Source organism: Sporosarcina ureae, assembly GCF_029267015.1.
GTDB classification, from domain to species: Bacteria; Bacillota; Bacilli; order Bacillales_A; family Planococcaceae; genus Sporosarcina; species Sporosarcina ureae_D.
The window spans coordinates 47,335-65,343 of record NZ_JARIEA010000071.1 but is presented as its reverse complement, the minus strand read 5'-3'; the positions used below and the strand labels follow the sequence as shown (position 1 = coordinate 65,343).

Below are 18,009 nucleotides of genomic sequence, written 5' to 3'. Positions count from 1 at the left end.
ATTTTTATACGTATCATTGTATAGAAATTATGTTCATCATGATCTTGTATCTTTTCTATTCTTTTATTTTGACACAGTAGACGACATTTTTCTACTTTGAGTGATGTAGTACATTCTTGCATAAACTGTATAGCTATGGGATAATAATTGAACTACAAATGAATGAGTGATGACAATGAGAAACTTTGTCCCAATCCAACAATTAAAATCATGTATGACCTCGCCCAAATTAAGCGAGGTTTTTTTGTTGCTTCGAGGAAACACTGTTAGAGGAGGGAAACATTTATGACTATTCAAGTACGTGAGCATTCCACTTCTGCAATCATGGCTATCTGGATCAGTTTATTGAGTAATGTAATCTTAACTATATTAAAACTGGTCGTTGGATTTGTTTTTAGAAGTCCCGTTTTACTTGCAGACGGTTTCCACAACGCAGGTGATGTGGTAGCTTCTGCAGCCGCACTCACTTCCATGCAAATTTCAAAACGTCCGGCAGATCAAGATCATCCGTATGGACACGGTAAAGCGGAAGTGATTGGTTCAAGCATCGTCGCTATTATTTTAGGTTTAGCCGCAATCTATATTGCTTTCGAAGCGATCATGGCATTATTTGAAGATCCCGCTACAGCAAGTAAAATCGCTTTACTCACTGCCGTCGTGTCGTTAATTTGGAAGTATGTACTTTATATTTATACAATACGTATAGGTAAAGCAGAAAACAGTAAAGGGCTAATTGCGACGGCATATGACCACTTAGCTGATGTCTATGCTTCACTTGCTGCAGTAGTAGGTATTGGACTTGCCTTAATCGGAGATGCTTACGAATGGCCGCTACTCACGTATGGAGATCCCATCGCGGGTATTATTGTCTCTATTCTGGTCTTTAAAATCGCTATGGAGATCGGTAAAGAAAGTATTGATATATTGATGGAAAAAAGCGTCTGTGATGAGCGTTTAATCGCATTTGAAGAATTGATTCATTCTATTCCGGAAGTAAAACGAATTGATCGCTTACGCGCAAGAGAACATGGACATTATGTATTGGTTGATATTCGAATCGGTATAAATGGTGATTTAACGATACAAGAAGGCCATATTATCTCAAGTAGATTACGTAATTTGATCATGGCGAAAAATGAAGACGTGGATGAAGTATTAATTCACTTAAATCCGTGGTATCCCGAAAAACAATCCGGTATACTTACTAACGAGGAGTGAATAAAATGAGTACAGTAACAATCAAAACAATTGAAGTATGTGTAAAGGAAACAGAGGAAACCGTACGCTTTGCAGATGAGCGTTTTTTACAGGAACCCATCTCTTACTTGAAATCGAATATAGCTGAATTTCTTTTTGTCGAATCGCCTGACTTCGATGAGATCAAAGTGGATTCGCTGGCACTTGAAGTAGATGACATGTTCAAAACGTATATGGCATTATTTGGTTTGCAAGGCAAGAAAAAAGAAGGCGAAACTATTCGTGCATGTATTGAGGAAAAACTTCAGCATAATTTACATGGCTTTAGTATTTCTTTTTCTGACAACGAAGGCTTCTGGGAGTTAAATATTCCGCTTGATTCTCTCAAAGGATTTGACGAGACGATGTCTATTCAAAATGCGCTACAACTTCTGTTTGAAGTACTTGGCGATTTGCATAAAATGAGAGCAAATAACTAATGGCTTCGCAATTTATATATACGTATATTCGGCACCGCGATGAAAAGGAATTATGTCGAATGGAAATGCGAGCTTTTTTCGGTTATGACGTAGAAGACAACGTGATTATAAGTGATATTGGCGTTGATCCGTCACGAAGCCCGTTCATACAAACTCGACTTGAAGTCTTACTGGATGCAGACAATTTAGAAATGCTGGCAGACAAAGCTTCTAAGCTGGAGACCGATCAATTATTTAAGACCGTCTGCTTGAATGATATGACGCTATCAACGACAGCTAAAATTGGTCATGATACGCGTCGTGAAATTGAGCGCACGATTGGATTACAGATCAAAGGCGAGCCTGAACTTGACCATCCCGAAGTATTTATCGGCATCATGCAATTGGACGGTCGTTGGTACGCAGGAAATGTGCTTTACAGTTCTTCTGACTGGCATGTTCACCAACAGAAGCCCCATATGTATTCCACTGCGCTTGGTACACGTCTCGCCAGAGCTGCCGTCAATATTGCAGTACCGCACCCTGAAGGAAAACGCGTCATCGATCCTTGCTGTGGAATCGGTACCGTTCTTGTTGAAGCATTATCTATGGGAATCCCTATTGAAGGTCGCGATATTAATCCGCTTGTCGTCTATGGCTCAAGAAAAAACATAGACTACTTCAATTTGGAAGGCAATGTTACAATAGGTCCAATTGCTGAAGTAGAAGAAGAATACGATGTGGCTATTATCGATATGCCGTATAATTTATTTACGCATATTACAGCAGAAGGCCAACTCGAGATTTTGAAAGAAGCTCGACGTTTTGCCAAAAGCTGTTTAATTATTACGATTGAAAATATGGATGAAATGCTCGAAATTGCTGGATTTGAGATAGCGGATCGGTGCCTTGCACACAAAGGTACGTTTTCGCGTGAAGTTGTCCTATGTAAATAATGAAAGACGAGTGAGCTTTTCTCTCACTCGTCTTTTTATTGTATATATCTATTTTCTGAAATATGATAAAGACAGATTGGAGGTACGATTATGAAACGTTTTATATCAGCAGTTATAGCCGCTATCTTATTCGCAATCATTTATTCAGCTATTTCCTATGTACCTGAATCACAGCGCGAATCGAGTACCTATTATTTGGGGTTCTCTGAAGCAATGGTATTCGTTATGTTATACGCAGGGCCTATCTTTTTACTGATTGGAATTCCCCTATCTATCATGATTGATACATTAATGAAAAACAAAAAGTCGCAGTATGTAAAGAAGCTAGTTTTCTATTCAGCGGCTGGACTTCTAATTGGTGCGCTGTTCCCTCTGATTTTACTGCCTGGACTGAATTCAGTGTCACTGATTGTCTTATATGCCGGTATTGGTCTCATGGCAGCGAATATTTATTTTCACACATTTCTCTTATTGCCTCCTCATAATAACATTTCAACAAATAAGGAGAAATAATACGATTCGTTTACGTATACGAAAACAGTAAAGAAAGTATAATAGTTTCTACTCACTTGGATACCCTACTTATAAATTTTTTATTGGAAGAGTGTGAATTTTGTAAAATAGGGAAAACAAAAGTATCAGAGCATTTATCTATCACGTCATTCTTTTTACAGTGAGCTCTTATTACTATCCAAGGAGTGTAGTCTATGTTTATTAGTATTATGAAGCTTTTGAGTGTTCTCTATCTATGGACATGGTTCGTCTGGCCATTCGTTTTTGTTATTTCTATAATTTATGCCATCAAGGAGCTCGTGCAAGAAGAGCCTGCATTTATGAAGCCAGCCATTATTGCGTCGGTATCCTTGCTGATCATCCTCGCAGGAATCGCCTCCCCTGCTTTGTTTTTATGAGTCTTTGAAAAAAAGTGATCGAAATCTTGGTTTGATGACTACGATCACTTTTTTGTTCTTATTTTTTGATATGGAAACTGTGCGTCAAAAGGAGCTTCCATCCCCTCGCAGACACTATTTAGCTCTCCTCTTCCAATACTCCCAACCAACACAAAAAAAGGACGCCCAGTTAGGACATCCTTTTAAATATTACTTATTTAGTCAATGACACCGTATAATCCGCAAGCAAACGTGCTCCGTAGCCCGTTGCTGACTTCGTATAATAACCTTTTGACTTCTGCTTATCCATAACGCCCGCCATGTCGACATGCAACCAGTTGGTCTTCGGTGCGAACTTACGCAAGAAGAGACCAGCTGTGATCGAACCTGCCACAGTTAGAGAACTCATATTGTTACAATCTGCATAGGCGCTATCAAGTGTTTCTTCATACTCATCAATTAAAGGAAGTGGCCAAACGAAGTCACCGTTTTGATCGCCAATTTTCTTCAGTTTATTAGACAACTCTTCGTCACCAAAGACTCCTCCGACTTCCGTACCAAGCGCCGCCACAACTGCGCCAGTCAATGTCGCGATATCCACAGTGTAGTCTGCGTTTAATTCACCTGCACGAATCAATCCGTCAGCCAAAATCAAACGGCCTTCTGCATCGGTATTACCGACTTGTACACTAATACCATTCTTGTATTGGATCACTTCGCCCGGCATAACAGCATCAGGTCCTGGTGTATTCTCAACCATTGGAATTAGCACGACAACATTCACTTTGGCATCGGAATGAGCTAGAAGTGATAAAGCACCGCTTACAGCAGCTGATCCGCCCATATCCATACGCATGTCACTGTCGTCACGTCCGCCTTTCAAGCTGATACCGCCCGAATCATACGTTACGCCTTTTCCGACAAGAGCAACGAGTGGTTTTGATGCATCCGTCTGCAAAGTCATCTCTACGAATGAAGGCTCATATTTACTACCGCGGCATACCGTTAATACACCATTCATTTCGCGTTCTTCAATCTCTTTTTTACCAAGAACATCGATTTTCACTTTTGTCCCTTTGAAATGATCTTTTAATACTTCTGGATATGTCTCTGGATTGAGCACATCGGAAAGTTCATTCATTAAGTCACGAGAAAATGCCATAGCTGCTGCACGCACTTCTCCTGATTTGACTGCTGCTTTGTCTGCACCTTTAACATCTAACGTAGTGACAGGGTCCGCTTTTTTAGATTGATAGCGGTCAAAGTTATAGGCACCAAGATGCCATCCTTCGACGAAAGCTGTTACTGCTTCATCTTGAGACGACCACTTTTGTCCTAGCTGATCTGCTTGAATCGAAGCAGAATCTACTTTTTGTGCCGCAAGACTGCGAGAGATTTCACCTGCAATACTGCGAATTGCATCTGCTGTTTTCCATTCTTTATCTTTTATAACGACTAGCTGTTTTCCGTCATGTACAAACGTGGAAAATCCTCCAGCTTGATTGTCGACAAATTGTTTCACCAACAGGTTCTTCGTTATTTGTGCATCAGTTGCGAATAAAATTTCTACATTAATTTTCATAGTCATAATAGCTCCCTTCACTATTTCGGTTTCCTAAATAGTTTATCACTTTTTACCTGATAGCGCTAAGAAGAGAGTTGCCAGCGGTCCTAAAAACAAAGAAAGTATAAACCAGTTCAATCCACTTCTGTTTTTCCCTTGCGCTAATACTGCATTGATTAAAGCTAACGTGCCCCATCCTACGAAATAGCCTTCATTCATTTTCCATCACTCCGTTACCTAGTTGTATAGTATGTATACGATATACCTAACAGGTTGGTTTCATTTATAGTTTTTAACGCAAAAAGGAACATCTATGATGTCCCTAGTTTTTCTCATAACTTTATTAGCTCCCTATTGATGTAGGCGCGCTATCATCAGTCGCATTTTTGAAGTTCTGATTACCGACTTTTGCTCGCACTTCTTCTTCTGTTAACGGCGGTGGAATTTCGTGATCTGCCAACTCTCTGTTTTCAAGTGGAACTTCTATGTTCTCCATGGCAGCATTCTTCGCATCCATTTCACGCCCATATTGCTCACGTTGCTCGGCAGTCGTTTGTTGTTCTTTTGATAAATCAGCCATTTCATCACCTCAGTTGTGCATTTTTACTTATCTTTCCCGTTATTTGTTATACTAAACCTATTAAGTGTAGCGGAAGGAGAGGTACTACGTGACAACGATTTTAGTGGATGCAGATGGCTGTCCAGTAATCAATGAAACGATTGCGATCGCCAAAGAGTACGACCTACCTTGTGTGTTAATATGTGACACTGCACATGAAATGCACCGGGAAGGCGCAGAAACAATTACTGTTTCCAAAGGTGCCGACGCAGTCGATTTTGTATTGGTGAACCGTATAAAAAAAGGAGACATCGTCGTCACTCAAGACTACGGATTGGCCGCTATGGCATTGGCCAAACAAGGATTACCACTTGACCAGAACGGTAGATGGTACACAAATGACAATATTGATCAATTACTCGCGGCACGTCATAAAGCTCAGAAAATCCGCCGGGCAGGAGGTCGTTTACGAGGTCCAAAAAAACGAACTGCTGAACAAAATGAAGGATTCATTACTAGTTTGCGTGAATTATGTAAAACCATTCGACCTTAAATTAGTTCAAATCATACAACAAGAGATCGCAAGGATTACGTGCGATCTCTTGTTGTATGAACTTTACGGCTTTACTAGAATAACTAAAACATCAGAGTCTTCTACTGCATGTAAACTATGTCTTTCTAACGGCACCATATGCAAGACATTATCTGGTGTGACATCAACTGGCTCGCCTTCCACTATGAACCGTACTTTTCCTTTACGCACGATGATGAATACTTCTTTATTCGCATCATGCTCAGCTACTTCCTCTCCTGTACGCAATTGAATATTCATGAAAGTTGCATTATCGACATTCGCTACTTTCTCCACATGCTTTTTCTTTTCAGACAGCTGATTTTTTGTATCAATCAAATTCATTCGTCTTCTCCCCTTTCAGAAATTCTTGCATAATCAGTTCATACGACTTTAGTTTATCATGAAAGTTATATGTAATTGAAACAAGCATGATTTCTTCTGCTCCAAAATCTTGCGCTACTTGTTCCAACTGCCTACGAGCTGATTCTGGTGTCCCTATAATCATACGCTCACGGTTTAATTGAACTAATTCTCTTTCCATTTGACTATATGGATATGCTGCTGCTTGTTCTGGTGAAGGTGTACCCTCTACTTTCATTCCTTGTTGTTGCATAATCATTAACAGATCCAACGAAGACGTAATCCAATCTGCTTTTTCTTCCGTCTCTGCACAAAATAAAAATACCGCTACCGCTTGTTTAGGGAAAGATGTATGAGCAGAAGCTTGAAAATGCTCTTGATAAAACTTCGCTGCTTCGCTCCCCCCTTCACTATTGATAAATTGTGCAAACATATATGGTAAACCTTTTTGAGCCGCTAAACTCGCTGACTCTTTGCTTGTGCCTAACATCCAGACGGGTGGTGCACTATTTGTGAGTGGGGTTGCTTTCAACCCTTCATATGGATGGTCTTTAGGCAATGCGTCGTGAAGATACATGTGCAGGTCGTCAATTTGTTGAGGATATTGATCACGATTTGGATATTCACCGTTGTTGAGAGCATAAGTTGCTCGAGGCATTCCCGCAGGAGCTCGTCCGACACCCGCATCAATTCTCCCAGGAAACAAAGCTTCTAACACTTTGAAGTTTTCTGCCACCTTATAAGGGGAATAGTGAGGTAGCATGACACCGCCTGACCCGATTCGGATCGTCGAAGTGACTGTAGCCAAATGCGCCATCAGAATTTCAGGAGATGAACCTGCTAGGGTTGGAGCATCGTGATGTTCAGACACCCAAAAGCGGCTATATCCTAATTCTTCGGCTTTCTTCGCCAAACAGGTAGTTTGCTGAAAAGCTTCATGGGCATCACTGCCGGATGTAATGGGAGATTGATCCAATATACTTAATTGTATCTTCAAGACAAGTCCTCCTCTTCTATTGCATATAGTCTACAAGAAGCCACGGCATAATTCACTGCTCAAGCTCATCATTAATTTAAACGGAGGTTACCCTATGCCATTCATCCAATCTGTTAGTACAGTTAGTCCGCCTGTTGATTTGCCACAAGAAGAAGCTATGACATTTGCTCGTTCTTTATTTTCGGATTCATTCAAAGATATCGACCGCTTATTACAAGTGTTTCAAAACGGTGAAATTGACTCACGACAAGTATGTATGCCGTTAGAATGGTACGCGGAGCCACATGATTTTGAAACGAAAAACAACTTATATATTCAGCATGCTATTACACTTGGTAAGCAGGCGGTCGAACAATGCCTCAACAATACGACAACACTGGAGCGTCCCGTGAATGCTGCTGAAATTGACGCGATATTCTTTGTTTCGAGTAGTGGAATTGCCACACCAAGTATCGATGCCCGTCTTATTAATCAATTACCATTTCGACATGATATTAAACGTATCCCTATTTGGGGTCTCGGTTGTGCAGGTGGAGCTTCCGGTATGAGTCGTGCTTTTGATTACTGTAAAGCTTATCCTGAATCGAATGTTCTCGTCCTCGCTATAGAGCTTTGCAGCTTAACGTTTCAACGAGACGATGTATCAAAAAGTAACTTGGTCGGTGTATCGTTATTCTCTGATGGTGTAGCTTGCGCACTTGTTTCTGGAGAGCAATCTACCGTCAAAAGCACACGTCCGATGCCTCACATCCGTGCCACATCTTCACGATTTATGCCTGACTCAGAGGATGTGATGGGCTGGGATATTAAAAATGACGGCTTACATGTTGTATTTTCAAAGAGTATTCCAAACGTCATCAAGAGTTGGTTAGGACCATTTGTCCATCAATTCGTGGAAGAACATGATCTTTCAATGGAAGATGTACAGCATTTCGTTGCGCATCCTGGCGGTAAAAAAGTGTTAGATGCGTATCAAAAAGCATTGGATATGGATCAAGAGCAAACCGCTACATCGAAAAAAGTGTTGCAATATCATGGAAATATGTCGTCTCCTACTGTGCTCTATGTACTCAAGGATTTTATTGAGCAACAGCCTGTTAAAGGAGAATACGGTTTAATGGCAGCACTTGGACCAGGTTTCTGCGGAGAATTATTATTGTTGGAGTGGCAATAAGATGAGCAGGCTTTTCCTGTTTGTTTTTATTATCGTCGTCATTCAACGGTTAGTCGAACTGGTCGTAGCTAATCGCAACGAGCAGTGGATCCGCAATCAAGGTGCAATAGAAATTGGCGCGTCTCACTATAAATGGATGGTTTTAATGCATACTGCATTTTTCATTTCCTTGCTAGTCGAAGTTTTAGTATTCGACCGTCCACTCTCACCATTCTGGAGCATATTACTCGTAGTCTTCCTATTGATGCAAGTGCTGCGTGTCTGGTGTTTGGCATCTTTAGGAAAGTTCTGGAACACTAAAATTCTTATTTTACCTGGAGCAAATGTACAGAAAAAAGGACCTTACCGCTGGATCCGCCACCCGAACTATGTCATTGTAACAACTGAACTAATTGTATTGCCTTTACTATTCAGTGCGTACTTCACGGCGGCACTATTTCTATTGCTGAATATATGGATGCTGTCTGTCCGGATTCCTACTGAAGAGCGCGCACTACGAGAACTGACAAATTATAATGAAGTGTTTTGATGAAAAAAGAATGAAGACAAATCCTGGATAACGAGGATTTGTCTTCATTCTTTTCATTTTTTCATTAGCGTTAGCCTATAGGAATCCTTAAGTAGTTGATCGTAAGTACCTGCATAGGATCAACGGTATCTTGACTCTTACTTAGTCTTTATTTTATTCACAAGCTCGTCCATCTTTATTGCCATCCATCTGTTCTTTATATGCGGGGTGACCTTTTTTAACGCCCTTCGGATATACTTTACGAAGCTCTGTACAGTTCTTGAAGTCCTGTGTTTCACCGTATACAGGGATCTTCACAGAATCTGCAGGATATTTTTCACTGTCAAAACCTCGGTCTGTCGTGTAGTCTTCCAACGTCCAAATTCCGATACCCGACTTCTTCGCTTGTTGCTCAGCTTTTTCAAACGCATCCAAATGCCGTGTGTTCGGTGGATACACATAAGCGACTCTAGCCAATCCTTCTTTCAATAACTGTTCTTGCACACTCTTGCCGTCCACGTAAATATACGCCAATAACCTGTCGTATTTATCATATTTTCCGCCTACATCAAACTCGATTTCGAGCTGACCTTTTTGCAATAGTTCCTGATTTCGAACCTTTGCTTGTTGTCCATACGGCTGCTTGCCAAGACGTGGATGGTTCGTTTCCGGTGTATCAATTAATAAATACCGCACATTTTCTTCTTTACCTTCATACATAATCTTGATCGTATCGCCATCAATTGTTTTAACTAGTTCGACAGGAATTAAACCTTGACGACTCGGTTCTTTTTCTTCATCATCAAATAGTTCTGGGAAATATATAGCAACAATCGCAATTCCTATTGCGATTACGAATGAAGTAATCATTTTCTTACGTTTATTTCTTGTCGTTTTTTGCGTTTTTTTGTTATTCATCCGAACCTCTTTTCTATAAGCTAAAACCTAAAAAGGCCAAGCCTATTCCTACTGTGAACGTTACTAGTGTATAACCGACCGCTCGAATCTTCTGACCTTCAGTCCAGTACGTCCAAATTTCTTTCATTAAGGTAGAATAGGTCGTTAAAGCACCTGCTACACCAGTAGCCCCAAATAACGTCCAACCGTATGAAAGGTTTGAACCGATGATCCAGCCAATGAAGAAACTGCCAATAGAATTAACAAGTAGCGTTCCATATGGTAAACGATCACGATTAAGCTTGGCGGATACTTCAAAACGCAAAAGTGCTCCTATAAATCCGCCACAACTTACTGCGATAAGATGCCAAATTATGACGATCGCCTCCTAGCCAAGAAAAATCCAAGCGCCGCCATAGCTAATCCACCTACTACACTACTACCTACGTAGACACCGGCAAGTACAAGAAATCCATCACGTAGCAATTCAACCGTTTCTACACTAACTGCGGAAAAAGTCGTGAATGCACCGAGGAATCCTGTAGTAATTACCGTCACTGCTAGGGGGCTAAGACTTCCTACAAGACGTGCACGTTCCACAATATAGCAAAGGATAAGCGTCCCTATCATGTTGATCGTGAAGGTCGCCACAGGAAAAGAACCACTGATGATCAATAGCTGACCAATCAGCAGTCTCGTGCTTGCTCCAATAGCTCCAGCCACACCTATGTACAGTCGTTCACGACCGGCATTCATTCGATAATATATCCAAGAGAATGAAGCACATTGTTGATGAATGATTGTGTATATAAATAGACCCCTTCTTGTTCAGGTGCCTGGATGACGTCGTGTTGAACGTCTTTCCATCGCATCCATTGAAGTTCGGATAAATTTTGTGCGAATGCCCACTTACGTGTGTAATCGGTATTGGTGATTGGATCTGCTTCTCCTGTATGAAGTAACATAGGTACATCTTGAATAATTAAATCTGGTTGCATGACGGATTTCATCAGTGTTTGTAACTCGCGATACCAACCACCTGTAACGATCGGCACATACATCGGATCTTCCGCATATTGCTCCAAAAATTCGGGATTACGCGATAATAGTTCGGGTGTAATTTCATGATCTAACGTCATCGATTGAGACCATTTCGTAAACATTTTCGCACGAATTGGCGGATGATGTTCTAGATGTAGCCAAGGTGATGTACAGATCACTCCAGCGCATTCAATTCGTTCCATTTGCAATAAACGAAGTAAAAATGTTGCGCCTAATCCATGCCCAAATAAAAACACAGGCAGATTATCATCTAAACCACTACGGATCATTTTCTTGATAAATCTACGATAATCTTTAAATGCTTCAGCATGTACTTCCAATCCTTCTTTGCCATGACCCGGTAAGTCTCCTGCTACGACATGGAAACCATCGCTTTGAAATTTCTGTATAAGCCACGCATATCTTCTATGATGTTCATAAGCGTTATGTACAAGTACAATAACACCTTTCGCCTTACCTTCTGCTTCCCATTTCCACAAAGATATCACTCCTAATCAGACTATCTTATTCTATCTATTTCATTCTTATGTTTCGCAATAACTAAATGTTTGTTAGGATAAATTATACATGATTATTTAGAAAAGAGGAGATTTGATTGATTTATCCATACGAAGGTAAATTACCTAAAATTGATCCATCCGTTTATATTGCCGACTACGTAACGATTTCCGGTGATGTAACGATTGGACCGGAGTCATCTATATGGTTCAACACGGTAATCCGTGGGGATGTATCCCCTACTATTATTGGAAAAAAAGTAAATGTGCAAGATTTCTGCTGTTTACATCAAAGCCCAAAATTCCCACTAATTCTTGAAGATCACGTGACAATTGGTCATAAAGCGATGTTGCATAGTTGTACGATCAAAACTGGAGCACTTGTCGGTATGGGGGCCACCGTACTCGATGGAGCTGAAGTAGGTGAAGGTGCTTTCATCGGTGCTGGTAGTTTAGTGACGCCTGGCAAGAAAATTCCTCCGAACACGTTAGCCCTTGGTTCACCGGCACGTGTTGTCCGTGAATTGACTGATGAAGATCGCGCAGACATGACAAGAATCGTAAATGAGTATGCACGTAAAGGTCAATTATATAAAGCGTTACAGGAAGAGATTTAATCGTAGCGCCCGTGACAAGCGGACGCCTTGTTAAGTACATCCTTTTGTCCAATACATACTTCATTAACATATCATAGATTAACAGAAGGTTCGCATGACCCGCCTGTTAAACTGATAAGAAGTTTACTTGATGTAATCTAATCAATTACAAGTTTTCACTATATATATGACTTAGGATCGACTCGAAATGTTTCTACTACTTAAAAAACCAGTAATTTAAATGTATTTTTAGAAACAAAAAAGCAGCCCAAGAGCTGCTTTTTTGTTGAACTTATTTCCAGCCTACTTCATTCATCAATTCTACAGCTTTCGGATTGTACTTGCCATAGTCTGCGAAGTCCACTTTTTGTGGTGTGAATGTACCCCATTCAGCCATTACTTCTGGTAATTTAGCTTCTTCGTTCACAGGGAACTCAAAGTTTTCTTCTGAGACTTGTTCTTGTGCTTCGGTAGCCGTTAAGTACTCTATCAACTTCACTGCATTTTCTTTGTTTTTACTGTGCTTAATTAAGCCAGCCCCACTAATATTAATATGTGTTCCTGTTGTTTCTTGGTTCGGGAAGAACACGCCGATCTGGTCGAACACCTTCACATCTTCCGCTTCGTCTGAAACCGACATACGACCTACATAGTAACTATTCATAATCGCTACGTCACCAACACCCGCAACGATTGCACGCGCTTGGTCGCGGTCTCCGCCTTCAGGTTCACGCGCTAAATTATCCGCAATTCCTTGCGCCCACTCTTTAGCTTTTTCTTCGCCATCAATTGCGATCAATGACGCCATTAATGATTGGTTATACAAGCTGTCAGATGAACGAACAAGTAATTTGTCTTTCCATTTGTCTGTTGCAAGATCTTCGTAAGTAGATAATTCTTCAGGCTTCACGCGATCTTTTGAATAGACAATCACACGTGCACGAGTAGATAATCCAATCCATTGGTTGTCTGTGTCGCGAAGCTCGGCTGGTACTGTTTTTTCAATTTCTTCAGATTCAACCGGTTGCAATAGACCTTCCTCTTTTGCAGTGTTCAAGATCCCGCCATCAACCGTGATAAATAGGTCGGCAGGTGTATTTTGCCCTTCGCGTTTTAAACGCTCCATCAATTCCGGTGCTTTTGCTTCGATCACGTTTACTTTAATGCCAGTTTGCTTTGTAAAATCTTCATAAAGAATGGCATCTACGTCATAATGTCTAGCTGTATAGACGTTTACTTCTCCACCCGTTTTCTCATCTTTCTTTGCATCTGTTGCATCTTCAGCAGGAGTTTCCTCTTTTGCTGGGTCTTCCTTTTGTTCCTCTTTATCTGAACTTGCGTTACATGCGCCCAAAATTGCTGCAAGCATTAATAGAGCGAATGCCCATAAAAACTTTTTCAAATGTATTTCTCCCCTTATTATCTCACTTATTTCACATGTTAATGAGAATCATTTTCATAGCTAAAGTGATTGTAATACAATTCCGAGTATAAGTCGAGCTTTCATCTTTCTTTTACTTCTGTAAATCTAAAAAGAGTGCCAGAAGTTTATCTGGCGCTCTATAAGACGACGTTATAAGGTTACAGTCTCTTTATCGGAACCAACATAGGATGCACAATCAATATAAATTGTTCGATCACAAATTGCGTCTACATCCGCTTGATCATGGGAGACGAATAGACACGTGATATTCGCTTTTTGTAAAATATCTCGTACTTCCATTCGGATCAACGATTTTAGATTCGTATCCAAATTACTGAATGGTTCATCCATCAACAGAATAGAGGGTGAAGGTGCCAATGCTCTGGCAAGTGCTACACGTTGCTGTTGTCCCCCGCTTAGTTCATGGGGATAACGCTTTGCGAATTCACGCAATTGGACTAGTTCTAACATTTCATCCAAGCGTTCCTTTCTTTCGGCCCGCTTCAATTTATGCAAGCCAAAGCAAATATTTTCGCTTACTGTCAGATGAGGAAATAGTGCATAGTTCTGGAACACCATTCCCACACCTCGCTTTTCTGCTTCTATATACGTGTTGTCTCCTACTATGAGTCTGCTATCGAGTTCAATACTGCCCGCCGTAGGATCTTCCAAGCCTGCAAGTAATCGCAATAATGTGCTTTTCCCGCTACCGCTCGCACCTACAATCCCTACAATCTCCCCTTTTTCAATCCTAAATGAAAAGCGATCAATAACTGGCGGCTGTTTTTTTGAATACTGAAATGATAAGTTTTGAATGTCTACGAACATATATCTCACTTCTCCTCAAATTTCAAAATAATAATCACCGACACGATGCTTAAACAAATTAATAACAAAGAGGATGGAGCTGCTTCATAAATCCGTTCATCAATCGCATATTGATACGTCCGTGTAGCTAACGTGTCAAAGTTGAACGGTCGCAATAATAAAGTTAATGGCAATTCCTTCATTATTTCAAGGAAGGCCAGAGCAAATCCAATTAAAATCGAACCACGTAATAATGGAAACTCCACTTTCCAAAACGTGTACGTTAAACCGCGCCCTAATAAGAATGATGCTTCTCGATAAGACGGTGGAACTTTCGTATAACCCGATTCAATTGCATTAAACCCTTGTGCCATAAAACGTATAACGTATCCTGTGATCAACATAGCAATCGACATGCTTAAAACGAGGGTGCCCGATTCTACACCAAATAACTTCGGATAAATAAATGCTAGTTTCTCATCTAACGTAATGAATAACGCAAGGACACCTATTGCGACGACCGCACCCGGTACTGCATAACCGGATGTCATAATACGCGCAAGTAAATTAGACGAAGCCGATGGATACAAGTTAATCGTACGAGCAGCCAAGATTGCAAAGAAGCTAATAATTAATGCACCGACGAAAGCGGCTAATAAACTATTGGTTATTAAACTAATAAAGTCCGAGCGCCATACTTTTTCATATGTTTTTAGTGACCAATAGATCAGTTGAGCAAAAGGAATGAGAAAGGCACTCAAGAAAATAATAGAACAAGAAAGGAATGCTAGCCAAGCAGTCCATCCACGTAGCTTTTTGCGTGCGAGAGGTCTACTTTGTGTCACGTTCGTATCGTACTTTCGACCTTTGCGTAAAAAACGCTCGAGCATGAAAATCCCCAATATAATGACAAGCAACCAAGCAGCCAATCGCATAGCCGCGTTAATATCATACATCCCGAACCACGTCTGGAAAATCGCCGTGGATATCGTTCGCACACCAAAGAAACTGGCTACACCATAATCACTTAATACTTCAAAGATGACTAACATCGATCCTGCAATAATTGCAGGTCGTGCGATGGGGAGCGCCAAACGGAAAAACATTTGTATACCATTCAAACCAAGAGTTTTAGCGCTCTCAATATAGGAAGCGCTTTGTTTTTCAAAATAATTGAGCGCAATCATATAGACATAAGGATAAAGAAATAATGTGAGAACAAAAATCGCTCCACGCAGTGACATAATCTCAATTGCGCCAGGTGTAAATTGATAATCAAAATGATTACGGAAAAACGATTGGATGACGCCAGTATAGCTTGTCATCGTACTATATGTGTAAGCCGCTATATAAGGCGGTATAGCTAAAGGTATAATTAATAGCCATTTAAACTGCTTACGAAATGGAAATTCATATGCTGCAATGATCCAAGCTAGCACCAATCCGATAGTTGTCGAAAGGATTCCGACAGAACCAACTAAAATAACTGACCCTTTTATATAGTCAGCAAGTAAAAACTCTTTAATATGTTCCCAATTCTCGCCAGTCGGCTGGAAGAAACTTAATACGACATAAGCGACAGGCATAATAATAACGAGTGCGCCAAGCATAGTAATGATGAACCAGCTATTTGCCCGACGTCGAAGCTCTCTTAGCCATATAGATGTTTTCATATACGATAATACCAACTTTACTACGCACAGTGGCGGTTATGATGTTAATTAATTATAGCTTACATAATGATAGTCACTCTTAAGTATATACAATATCCGTACGCTTTCCAATGTTTCCACAAGAATTCAATAAATCTACACTGTTTAGGCTCAATCATATAAATATTCTTTACTTAATATTTCTACAGTATAATCTCAGTATATAAAAATGAAGACAAACTCATTTTTTGGAGTTTGTCTTCATATAAAATACTACAGATAAAATTTACGTTAGATATTTTAAACTAAGCCAGCTTCTCATTTTCTTTTCTAAAGAACCCGAAGATCCCTACTGTTTGTACGATATTCGTGAAGGCCTGAGGATCTGTCTCATTGATAATCCGTTCCAAATCATATAGTTCATATCTTGTAATGACAACATACAGCATATTCTTATCTTCTTTTGAGTAAGCACCTTTAGCGGGTAGTATGGTGATTCCTCGTACCATTTGACGATGGATTGCTTGTTGGAGTTCGTCAGCTTTCCGCGTGATGATCATTGCGGTTACTTTCTCATGTCGCGTATGAATCATATCAATCACTGACGTCGTAACGTATAGGGCAACCATTGTGTAAAGTGCGTTTTCCGGTTCATATAAAATACCTGCGAATACGATAAGAATACCGTTTAGCAATAAAAAGTAGACACCAATTGGTTTATCCTGCATACGGGATAGAATCATCGCCACGATGTCCATTCCTCCAGTAGATGCACCTAACTTTAAGGATATCCCTACACCGACACCTGCTAGTACTCCACCAAAAACCGCATTCAGCATAATGTCATCTGATATAGATCGAAGTGGCAACAATTCAAGAAATAGTGTTGCAAACGCAACGGATAATATACTGTAAATCGTGAAACCTTTCCCTACTTTAAACCAACCGAGAATAAAGACAGGTATGTTGAAAAGTAACAATAAAACACCTGTACTGACGGTCATATCCAAGTGGTCCTTTAGAACACTTGATACTAACTGGGCTGCACCCGCAAACCCACTAGCATAAACATTTGCATTGATTAGAAAGAAATTTAATGACAGAGCCATAAGTAGCGATCCTATAATTACTACCGCCACCCGTTTTGCTTCAATGAAAAACATAGCAACCTCCTATGGTAAATAACAATTTAATGCACGAACTAGATTATATCTATTCTTCCCTCATAATGGTACCCCTAAGCAACATTTAACACAAAAACAGCCGTTCAAGACGTAATTCTTCTCCTCACTGTCATTACTATGCCACCGAACCACGATTTGCTCTACTACTATTACGGTTCACAAATGTCACGACTGCCAAAGTAAATAATGAAGCAATCGATGCTACTTCATCAGTTTCATAGATTCATTTCGTAATCAGACAAAATACGCTTCCGACCGAATGATTTTGTCATTCAGCGTCGTATAACAAAGCATTCTTCCTTAATTCTTTTGCTATTGTAAATCTACTATAAATCACAAGTCCCTATTACACTACCCCAATTACACAAATCAATTATTCTGACAGTCCGAAAGTTCCAACTATGGATTATACGGTTTAATTCAAAGAAATATCGGCTATATTTAGAGGGGGAATCAAGGAGGAAATGTACGATGAAAACAAACAAAAAGGTAAGTGAATCAAAACGAGACAAAATGATTGAAGAGCTCGTTTCAAATGGGGTATTTAAAATTGATGGGAAACAACTGTACGAATTACCGCTTCAATTATTAAAGCAAGAATATGAAGCTTTCGGACAAACTGACATTCAAATGTAAAGAAAAATGAGACGCGTC

23 protein-coding genes are annotated in these 18,009 nt (G+C 40.2%); 10 read left to right on the top strand and 13 right to left on the bottom strand.

The features are described from left to right. Positions 1-285 precede the first annotated feature (285 nt). From Q7P97_RS12225 to Q7P97_RS12205, 5 genes are all read left to right on the top strand, one after another. A complete protein-coding gene (locus Q7P97_RS12225; protein ID WP_303969439.1) occupies positions 286-1,218 on the top strand; it encodes a cation diffusion facilitator family transporter in 933 nt (310 codons plus the stop codon). Between the two features lie 5 nt (positions 1,219-1,223). After that, a complete protein-coding gene (locus Q7P97_RS12220) occupies positions 1,224-1,676 on the top strand; it encodes a protoporphyrinogen oxidase (protein WP_303969438.1) in 453 nt (150 codons plus the stop codon). Between the two features lie 59 nt (positions 1,677-1,735). After that, on the top strand, positions 1,736-2,611 hold the full coding sequence (locus tag Q7P97_RS12215) for a TRM11 family SAM-dependent methyltransferase (RefSeq protein ID WP_303969437.1): 876 nt from the start codon (positions 1,736-1,738) through the stop codon (positions 2,609-2,611). Positions 2,612-2,701: 90 nt separating this feature from the next. Continuing rightward, positions 2,702-3,124, top strand: coding sequence for a hypothetical protein (locus Q7P97_RS12210; protein WP_303969436.1), 423 nt, complete (start codon positions 2,702-2,704; stop codon positions 3,122-3,124). A gap of 194 nt (positions 3,125-3,318) precedes the next feature. After that, positions 3,319-3,522 (top strand): hypothetical protein, encoded by a 204-nt coding sequence (locus Q7P97_RS12205; RefSeq protein WP_303969435.1) that lies wholly within the window; start codon positions 3,319-3,321, stop codon positions 3,520-3,522. A gap of 193 nt (positions 3,523-3,715) precedes the next feature. On the opposite strand, the gene Q7P97_RS12200 is transcribed toward Q7P97_RS12205, so the two are convergent. From Q7P97_RS12200 to Q7P97_RS12190, 3 genes are all read right to left on the bottom strand, one after another. After that, a complete protein-coding gene (locus tag Q7P97_RS12200) occupies positions 3,716-5,083 on the bottom strand; it encodes a leucyl aminopeptidase family protein (RefSeq protein WP_303969434.1) in 1,368 nt (455 codons plus the stop codon). 45 nt (positions 5,084-5,128) lie between these two features. Further along, on the bottom strand, positions 5,129-5,284 hold the full coding sequence (locus Q7P97_RS12195) for a hypothetical protein (RefSeq protein ID WP_169535198.1): 156 nt from the start codon (positions 5,282-5,284) through the stop codon (positions 5,129-5,131). 124 nt (positions 5,285-5,408) lie between these two features. Next, positions 5,409-5,645, bottom strand: a complete 237-nt coding sequence (locus Q7P97_RS12190; protein ID WP_303969433.1) for a hypothetical protein — start codon at positions 5,643-5,645, stop codon at positions 5,409-5,411. An 88-nt stretch (positions 5,646-5,733) separates the two neighbouring features. On the opposite strand from Q7P97_RS12190, the gene Q7P97_RS12185 reads away from it, so the two are divergent. Beyond that, entirely contained in the window at positions 5,734-6,177 is a 444-nt protein-coding gene (locus Q7P97_RS12185) for a YaiI/YqxD family protein (RefSeq protein WP_303969432.1), read from the top strand. A gap of 63 nt (positions 6,178-6,240) precedes the next feature. On the opposite strand, the gene Q7P97_RS12180 is transcribed toward Q7P97_RS12185, so the two are convergent. Both Q7P97_RS12180 and Q7P97_RS12175 read right to left on the bottom strand, forming a co-directional pair. Continuing rightward, the gene (locus Q7P97_RS12180) at positions 6,241-6,540 is read right to left on the bottom strand and encodes a cupin domain-containing protein (RefSeq protein ID WP_099624775.1); all 300 of its coding nucleotides are present in this window, start codon (positions 6,538-6,540) and stop codon (positions 6,241-6,243) included. Continuing rightward, the gene (locus Q7P97_RS12175) at positions 6,527-7,555 is read right to left on the bottom strand and encodes an LLM class flavin-dependent oxidoreductase (protein WP_303969431.1); all 1,029 of its coding nucleotides are present in this window, start codon (positions 7,553-7,555) and stop codon (positions 6,527-6,529) included. Before Q7P97_RS12175 ends, Q7P97_RS12180 begins: the two co-directional genes overlap by 14 nt. Before the next feature lie 94 nt (positions 7,556-7,649). On the opposite strand from Q7P97_RS12175, the gene Q7P97_RS12170 reads away from it, so the two are divergent. Further along, complete coding sequence (locus Q7P97_RS12170) at positions 7,650-8,729, top strand: type III polyketide synthase (protein ID WP_303969430.1); 1,080 nt, start codon at positions 7,650-7,652, stop codon at positions 8,727-8,729. A gap of 1 nt (position 8,730) precedes the next feature. Next, positions 8,731-9,258 carry an isoprenylcysteine carboxyl methyltransferase family protein gene (locus Q7P97_RS12165; protein ID WP_303969429.1) on the top strand — a complete coding sequence of 176 codons (528 nt, stop codon included), beginning with the start codon at positions 8,731-8,733 and terminating at the stop codon, positions 9,256-9,258. Positions 9,259-9,411: 153 nt separating this feature from the next. Here Q7P97_RS12165 and Q7P97_RS12160 read toward each other — a convergent pair whose 3' ends face one another. The 4 genes from Q7P97_RS12160 to Q7P97_RS12145 are packed head-to-tail and all read right to left on the bottom strand — an operon-like array spanning position 9,412 to position 11,684. After that, positions 9,412-10,155: a thermonuclease family protein gene (locus tag Q7P97_RS12160; RefSeq protein WP_303969428.1), complete on the bottom strand. Its 744-nt coding sequence runs from the start codon at positions 10,153-10,155 to the stop codon at positions 9,412-9,414. Positions 10,156-10,168: 13 nt separating this feature from the next. Next, positions 10,169-10,495, bottom strand: coding sequence for a fluoride efflux transporter FluC (locus tag Q7P97_RS12155; RefSeq protein WP_303969505.1), 327 nt, complete (start codon positions 10,493-10,495; stop codon positions 10,169-10,171). Between the two features lie 11 nt (positions 10,496-10,506). Beyond that, positions 10,507-10,890 (bottom strand): fluoride efflux transporter FluC, encoded by a 384-nt coding sequence (locus Q7P97_RS12150; protein ID WP_303969427.1) that lies wholly within the window; start codon positions 10,888-10,890, stop codon positions 10,507-10,509. Beyond that, positions 10,887-11,684 carry an alpha/beta hydrolase gene (locus tag Q7P97_RS12145; RefSeq protein ID WP_303969426.1) on the bottom strand — a complete coding sequence of 266 codons (798 nt, stop codon included), beginning with the start codon at positions 11,682-11,684 and terminating at the stop codon, positions 10,887-10,889. The genes Q7P97_RS12150 and Q7P97_RS12145 overlap by 4 nt, the downstream gene beginning before the upstream one ends. 107 nt (positions 11,685-11,791) lie before the next feature. Here Q7P97_RS12145 and Q7P97_RS12140 point away from each other — a divergent pair, with 107 nt between their 5' ends. After that, a complete protein-coding gene (locus tag Q7P97_RS12140; RefSeq protein ID WP_303969425.1) occupies positions 11,792-12,310 on the top strand; it encodes a gamma carbonic anhydrase in 519 nt (172 codons plus the stop codon). Positions 12,311-12,581: 271 nt separating this feature from the next. Here the strand turns inward: Q7P97_RS12140 and Q7P97_RS12135 are convergent, their stop codons facing one another. The 4 genes from Q7P97_RS12135 to Q7P97_RS12120 form a co-directional block, all read right to left on the bottom strand. Further along, positions 12,582-13,658, bottom strand: coding sequence for a Fe(3+) ABC transporter substrate-binding protein (locus Q7P97_RS12135; RefSeq protein WP_483315739.1), 1,077 nt, complete (start codon positions 13,656-13,658; stop codon positions 12,582-12,584). A gap of 204 nt (positions 13,659-13,862) precedes the next feature. Further along, positions 13,863-14,540, bottom strand: coding sequence for an ABC transporter ATP-binding protein (locus Q7P97_RS12130; RefSeq protein ID WP_303969423.1), 678 nt, complete (start codon positions 14,538-14,540; stop codon positions 13,863-13,865). A 5-nt stretch (positions 14,541-14,545) separates the two neighbouring features. Then, positions 14,546-16,192 (bottom strand): ABC transporter permease, encoded by a 1,647-nt coding sequence (locus Q7P97_RS12125; protein ID WP_303969422.1) that lies wholly within the window; start codon positions 16,190-16,192, stop codon positions 14,546-14,548. A gap of 284 nt (positions 16,193-16,476) precedes the next feature. Next, positions 16,477-17,334, bottom strand: coding sequence for a YitT family protein (locus Q7P97_RS12120; RefSeq protein WP_303969421.1), 858 nt, complete (start codon positions 17,332-17,334; stop codon positions 16,477-16,479). A gap of 492 nt (positions 17,335-17,826) precedes the next feature. On the opposite strand from Q7P97_RS12120, the gene Q7P97_RS12115 reads away from it, so the two are divergent. After that, on the top strand, positions 17,827-17,991 hold the full coding sequence (locus Q7P97_RS12115) for a Fur-regulated basic protein FbpA (protein ID WP_085426748.1): 165 nt from the start codon (positions 17,827-17,829) through the stop codon (positions 17,989-17,991). Positions 17,992-18,009 lie beyond the last annotated feature (18 nt).